This window comes from Streptomyces phaeochromogenes (assembly GCF_001418655.1).
GTDB lineage: Bacteria > Actinomycetota > Actinomycetes > Streptomycetales > Streptomycetaceae > Streptomyces > Streptomyces phaeochromogenes.
Genome location: NZ_LIQZ01000461.1, coordinates 1 through 7,194, shown reverse-complemented (window position 1 = coordinate 7,194; position 7,194 = coordinate 1). Strand labels below are relative to the sequence as shown.

At 70.2% G+C, this 7,194-nt stretch carries 3 protein-coding genes; all 3 read left to right on the top strand.

What is annotated here, in order from left to right; translation table 11 throughout:
• Nucleotides 1–4,017: SDR family NAD(P)-dependent oxidoreductase (locus AOK17_RS42800; RefSeq protein WP_157881517.1), on the top strand; the 4,017-nt coding region annotated here is incomplete at its 5' end.
• 1 nt (nt 4,018) lies between these two features.
• Nucleotides 4,019–6,835 (top strand): type I polyketide synthase, encoded by a 2,817-nt coding sequence (locus tag AOK17_RS42795; protein ID WP_425424688.1) that lies wholly within the window; start codon nt 4,019–4,021, stop codon nt 6,833–6,835.
• Nucleotides 6,804–7,139: an acyl carrier protein gene (locus tag AOK17_RS54210; protein WP_425424687.1), complete on the top strand. Its 336-nt coding sequence runs from the start codon at nt 6,804–6,806 to the stop codon at nt 7,137–7,139. Before AOK17_RS42795 ends, AOK17_RS54210 begins: the two co-directional genes overlap by 32 nt.
• Nucleotides 7,140–7,194: the final 55 nt, after the last annotated feature.

Here is a 7,194-nt window from a genome sequence, read left to right as displayed (position 1 = left end):
GAGGCCTTCGCCGGCGAAGGCGTGGACGACGCGGTGGTCCTGTCGTCGTCGCGGCGGAACCGCGGGGCGGTGGAGGCGCTGATCGGCTCGCTGGCCCAACTGCATGTCCGGGGTGGGGCCGTGGACTGGAATGCCCTGCTCGGGGCGCGCCGGCGGGTGGATCTTCCGACGTACGCGTTCCAGCGGCAGCGGTACTGGCTGAACTTCCTGGCCGGGACGGGCACGGCGGACGTGGCCTCGGCCGGCCTTTTGACTCCCGAGCACCCGTTGCTGGGCGCTGCGGTGGACCACCCCGGCACCGACGAGGTGGTCTTCACCGGCCTGTGGTCCCTGCGGACCCACGACTGGCTTGCCGACCACACCGTGTTCGGCACGGTCGTCGTACCGGCGACGGCCTACCTGGACCTGGCGCTGTGGGTGGGCGGCTTCGTCGGGTGCGAGGCAGTGGAGGAACTCTCCCTGGAAGTCCCCCTGCTCCTTCCCGACCCGGGCGACGTGCGGGTGCGGGTCGTCGCCGGTGCGGTGGACGAGACGGGACGCCGCTCCCTGGACGTGTACTCACGTCCCGGCGGCGATGACCGAACGGCCGGTGGCTGGACCCGTCACGCGACGGGGAGTCTGGCACCGGGCACCACGCCGACGGCCGCGTGGACCGAGGACGCGCGATCACTCGCCGTGTGGCCACCGGCCGGAACGAAGCAGCTCGACATCGACGGTCTCTACGATTCCTTCGCGGACGCGGGTTTCGACTACGGGCCCGCATTCCGCGGACTGCGAGAAGTGTGGCAGCGCGGTGACGATCTCTTCGCGACGGCCACTCTGCCGATGCCCACCGACGGCTCGGGCGATGGCGGGTTCGTCCTGCACCCGGCACTGATGGACTCCGTGCTGCACGCGGTGGTGGCCGGTGGTGTCATCGAGATCGACGGCGACCGGGGCTGGATGCCCTTCTCCTGGTCCGGAGTGGACCAGGCAGGGGAGTGCGGCCCGACCGTGAGGATCCGGGTCTCCCCGGCCGGCGACGCCGCCGTGTCGGTGACGGTCGCCGACGAGCACGGCCGGGAAATCGCCCACATCGGGGCGTTGACGTTCCGGCCGGCGAGCCCACAGCAACTGCACCTGGCGCGCGGCGGGGACGGGCAGTCGCTGTTCGAACTGGCGTGGCGACCGGTGCAGCAGGTTGAGCGGGAAACCCACCGTGGACAGTGGGTCGTCCTCGGCGCGAAGGACGGTCTGGCCGCTCGACTCTCCGAGGTGGGGGACGAGAGGGTCAGGGTCCACGACTCCATGGACGATGTCCTCCAGGGGGAGGCACCCGGGCACATCGTCCTCTGCCTGGACGACTTCGTCGTCACCGACCCCGATCTGCTGGCCGTGGTCGCCAGCGCGGACACGCGGGTGCTGGGCTGGGTCCAGCGGTTCCTCGCCGAGGAGCGGCTCGCCGGATCCACGCTCGTGGTGCTCACGCGCCTGGCCCTCGCCATCGGCGGCGAGGAGAGCGTCGAAAGCCTCCCCGGCGCGTCCGTGTGGGGCCTGATCCGGTCCGCCCAGACGGAACACCCCGGCAGGTTCCGGCTGGTGGACGTCGACGACGAGGAGACGTCCTGGACATGCCTCCCGGAGGCGCTCGGCCTGGGCGAGGACCAACTGGCCCTGCGGGGCGGCGCGTTCCTCGTCCCCCGCATGACGGCGGCTTCCCCCGCGAGCAACCGGATCGAGCCGTCGGCGGTCGGCGCTCACCGGCTGGGCATCCTGCGCAAGGGGACGCTGGAGAACCTGACATGGATTCCCTGCCCCGAGGTGGAAGCGCCCCTCACGAGCGGACAGGTGCGCATCTCCGTGCACGCCGCGGGGCTCAACTTCCGGGACGTCACGATCGCCCTGGGACTGGTGGCGAGGACGGCCATCGACGCCGGGATCGGCAGCGAGGGCGCCGGAACCGTGCTGGAGGTCGCGGACGACGTCACCGGACTCGCACCGGGCGACCGCGTGATGGGGATCTTCTCCGGCGCCTTCGGCCGGGTGGCCGTCGCGGATCACCGCATGCTCATGCCCATTCCCGGCGGGTGGAGCTACGCCGAGGCCGCGTCCGTGCCGGGCGCCTACCTCACCGCCTACTACGCGCTCTTCCACCTGAAGAAGCTCGAGAAAGGGCAACGGATACTCATCCACGCCGCGGCAGGCGGTGTCGGGATGGCCGCGGTCCAGCTCGCGAAGCACGCCGGTGCCGAGATCTACGGCACCGCGAGCCCGGCCAAGTGGCCCACCCTGCGTGGTCTGGGACTGGACGACGCGCACCTGGCATCGTCGCGGGATCTGGAGTTCGTGGAGAAGTTCCTGGACTCCTCGGGCGGTCGCGGTGTGGATGTCGTCCTGAACTCCCTCGCGCACAAGTTCGTCGACGCCTCGCTGGCACTGCTCCCCGAGGGCGGCAGTTTCATTGAGATGGGGAAGACGGACATCCGCGACCCCGAGCAGGTGGCAGCCGATCATCCTGGGGTCGACTACCGGGCGTTCGACCTCTACGAGGCGGGTCCGGATGCGATCCACGAGATGTTCCTCGCCGTCATGGAGTTGTTCGCCGACGGGCGGGTGCGGCCGAACCCGATCTCCGTCCGGAACATCCGCGACGCGCGGAAGGCGTTCCGCGAGATGAGCCAAGGCCGTCACATCGGGAAGCTGGTCCTCGACATGGGCGACGGCTTCGGTGGGGGGACCGTGCTGGTCACCGGCGGGACCGGGGGAGTGGGTTCGCTGGTGGCGAGGCACCTCGTCACCGAACACGGTGTGCGGAGTCTGGTGCTGGCGAGCCGTCGGGGCATGGCGGCCGATGGGGCTCCCGAACTGGTTGCGGACCTGGCGGCGGAAGGCGCGGTGGTCCGGGTCGTGGAATGCGATGTCGCGGACCGGGCCGTCGTGGCGGACCTGCTCGCGGACATGCCCCCCGCGTACCCGCTGACGGCGGTGGTGCACGCGGCGGGTGTGCTGGCGGACGGCGCCGTCGAGTCACTGACCGCGGAGAGCTTCGCCAGGGTGTTGCGCGCCAAAGCCGGCGGGGCGGTCAACCTGCACGAGCTGACCAGGGAGCACAACCTGACGGCGTTCATCCTGTTCTCCGCCCTCTCGGGCACGCTCGGCACCGGAGGGCAGGCCAACTACGCCGCGGCGAACGGGTTCCTGGACGGTCTGGCGGCGCAGCGCAGGGCGTCCGGCCTGGTCGGAACGTCGCTGTGCTGGGGCTGGTGGGAAGAGCGCAGCGGCATGACCGCGGAGCTGGACGAGGCCGACCTCGCGCGGGTCCGGAGGCTGGGCATCGCCGAGATGCCGACGCCCGAGGCACTGGCCCTGTTCGACTCGGCGCGCGCGATCGACAAGCCGGTCCTCATCCCGGCTCGGGTGGACGTCTCTGCGCTGCGGAACAAGACCGGCGACGAGGTGCCGCTCCTCCTGCGCGACCTCGTCCACGACGGCCGCCCACGCCGGAACCGGACGACGACTGCCGGGAACAGCGGCCCTCTCGGCTTGGCCGGTCGGCCTGCGGGCGAGGCGGAAGCAGTCGTACTGGACTGGGTCCGCGAGCAGGTCGCCGTCGTCCTCGGACACCCGGCCGGTGTGGCCGTCGACGCCGACCAGGCGTTCACGCAGCTCGGCTTCGACTCGCTGACCTCGGTCGAACTGTGCAACCGCCTGGCGTCCTCGACCGGCCTGCGCCTGCCGTCCACCCTCGTCTTCAGCTACCCGACACCGCGCGAGCTGGGCGAACACATCCTCGGCCAACTGCGTCCGGCACCGGGCGCAGACCCGGCCGAGGACGCGGAGATCCGAGAGGTACTGCGGAACATCCCGATCGACAGGCTGCGGAGCGCGGGCGTCCTGGACCTCGTACTGGCCTGTGCCGACCGGCCCGGGTCCAACACCGACGGTCAGGACCCGGACGTGGTCACCGATGCGGACGAACTGGCGGCCATGGACCTGGATGCACTGGTCGACCTGGCGCTGGACGAGAGGGGCAACTGACATGAGCGACTCCGTGGACCGTACGGTGGACGGCGCGGACCGGGTCGAGCGGGCGCTCCGCACGCTGATCGAGGAGCGCGACCGCCTCCGTCAGGAGAACGACGCCCTGAAAGCCGGCCGCGGCGAGCCGATCGCCGTGGTGGCCATGGCGTGTCGCTACCCGGGAGGCGTGTCCTCGCCCGAGGACCTGTGGGACGTACTCCGCGGCGGAGTGGACGTCGTGGACGAGTTCCCGGCGGACCGTGGGTGGCGGGACCTGTACGACCCGGATCCCGACGCCGTCGGCCGCTCGTACGTGCGTCACGGGGGGTTCCTGACGGACGTGGCCGATTTCGACGCGGACTTCTTCGGCATCAGTCCGCGTGAGGCGCTGGCGGTCGACCCGCAGCAGCGTTTGCTGCTGGAGACGTCGTGGGAGCTCTTCGAGCGGGCCGGCATCGTTCCCGCCGGGGTGCGCGGGGCCGACATCGGGGTCTTCGCCGGGGTGAGCTCGTCCGAGTACGGGTCTCGCTTCCTCGAGGGGAGCAAGAACGAGTTGGAGGGCTACCTGCTGCACGGCAGCGCGCTGAGCGTCGCCTCCGGCCGGTTGGCGTACGAGCTGGGGCTGACCGGGCCGGCGGTGTCGGTGGACACGGCGTGTTCGTCGTCGCTGGTTGCCATGCACCTGGCGGTCCAGTCACTGCGTTCGGGGGAGTGCTCGCTGGCGCTGGCCGGCGGGGTGTCGGTGATGTCGACGCCCGCGATCTTCGTGGAGTTCTCCCGGCAGCGCGGTCTGTCGGCCGACGGGAGGTGCAAGTCCTTCGCGGACTCCGCCGACGGGACCGGCTGGGCCGAGGGGGTGGGCATGCTGTTGCTGGAGCGGTTGTCCGACGCGCGACGCAACGGCCACCCCGTCCTGGCTGTCGTGCGCGGTTCCGCGGTGAACCAGGACGGAGCCAGCAACGGGCTGACCGCTCCCAACGGCCTCGCTCAGGAGAAGGTGATCCGGCAGGCACTGGCGAACGCGGGAGTCGCGGCCCGCGAGGTGGACATGGTCGAGGCCCACGGCACCGGAACCGCGCTGGGGGACCCCATCGAGGCAGGTGCTCTGCTGGCGACCTACGGACAGGAGCGGGCCGCGGGCAGGCCGCTCTGGCTGGGGTCCATGAAGTCGAACATCGGCCATGCCCAGGCCGCCGCCGGGGTCGCCGGGCTCATCAAGGCGGTGATGGCCATGCGCCAGGGGTTCCTGCCGAAGACCCTGCACGTGCAGGAGCCCTCACGGCACGTGGACTGGTCCTCCGGCACGGTCGAACTCCTGGTGGAGGGGCGTGAGTGGACCAGTGCGGACGGGCCTAGGCGGGCCGGGGTGTCGTCGTTCGGAGTCAGCGGCACCAACGCGCATGTGATCCTGGAAGAGGAACCGCCCCCGGAGCAGACGGACGAGCGCGGTCCGGGCCCGGCCGTCGCCGGTGGGCTGACGCCGTGGGTGGTGTCGGGCAAGGACGCGGCGGCCTTGGAACGGCAGGCGGGCAAGCTGCGCGATTTCGCCGATGCCGAACCGGGTGCGGATGTCGCCGACGTCGGTTGGTCGTTGGTGTCCAGCCGGTCGGGCTTCGACCACCGTGCGGTCGTGCTGGGCCGTGGCCGGGACGAGCTGCGACGCGGATTGGCGTCGTTGAGCGACGGCGTGGAGTCAGCCGGGGTCGTTCGCGGTGTTGCCGGGGACCTCGGCGGCGTTGTCTTCATGTTCCCCGGGCAGGGCTCGCAATGGGTCGGTATGGGGCGGCAGTTGTACGACACCTTCCCGGTCTTCGCCAGCACCCTCGACGAGTGCGCGGCCGCGTTGGCCGAGTGGGTCGACTGGTCGCTGCTCGACGTGGTACGCGGCGTGGCGGGTGCGCCCTCACTGGACCGGGTGGACGTGGTTCAGCCGGCGCTGTTCTCGGTGATGGTGTCCATGGCCGCCCTGTGGAGGTCCTGGGGTGTGGAACCGGCCGCGGTGGTGGGACACAGTCAGGGCGAGATGGCCGCCGCTCACGTATGCGGTGCGCTGTCGCTGCGCGACGCCGCCAGAATAGTGGCACTCCGCAGCAAGGCTCTGGTGGATCTGATCGGTCACGGCGGGATGGCGTCGGTCGCTGAGTCCGCGGATTTCGTGGCGGCACATCTGGCTCCGTGGAACGACCGGGTGAGCGTCGCCGTTGTCAACGGACCCCGCTCAGTGGTGGTTTCCGGGGAACCGGACGCACTCGACGAATTCGTCGAGAAGATGAAGGCCGAAGGCGCTCAAGCGCGGAGAATATCGGTTGACTACGCCTCCCATTCGAACCAGGTGACCCGCGTCCGCGACCAGGTGATCGGACAGCTGTCCGACGTGCGTCCGAAGGCGTCGGCGCTGCCCTTCTACTCGACCCTGTACGGCGAAACAATCGATACCACGGAGCTGAACGGCGACTACTGGTACAACAATCTGCGTGAGAAGGTTCTCTTCGAATCCTCCGTCCGGCGATTGGTCGACGACGGTTTCCGGGTGTTCATCGAAATGAGTCCGCACCCCGTTCTGACCGTCCCGGTGCAGGAGATGGTCGAGGAAGTCGACGACGCGGTGGTCCTGTCGTCCTCGCGGCGGGGCCGGGGCGAGGTCGAGGCCGTGGTCGGCTCTCTGGCCCAACTGCACGTCCGGGGCGGCGTCGTGGACTGGGACGCCGTGTTCGGGGCGCGTCGGAGGGGTGGATCTGCCGACGTACGCCTTCCAGCGGCGGCGTTACTGGCTGAACTCCTCGCACACAGCGGTGGAAGCGGAGGTGCCCTCGAAGGAGCTCCCCGCGGACGATGATCACTTCGTTCCCCTGGCGGACCGGATCGCGGCTCTCCCCGACGCTGACGCGGAGGCACTCGTGCTCGGCCACGTCCTCGAGAAGGTCGCCGTCGTGCTCGGACACCCGTCCAGTGAGACCATCGACCCCGACCAGGACTTCAGGAGTATCGGATTCGACTCGCTGCTGTCGGTGGAACTGAGTAAACGCCTGGCCGCGTCGACAGGACTCAAGCTGAGGGCGAATCTGGTGCTGAGGCACCCGTCGTCGAGACTGATCGCCGGGCACATCATGTCCTCGATGGCCGGCCGCGATCCGCGGTGATCTCGCTGTGTTCCGGGCGCCATTCCACCCCGTAGGACCGTCCCGTCGACGGGAC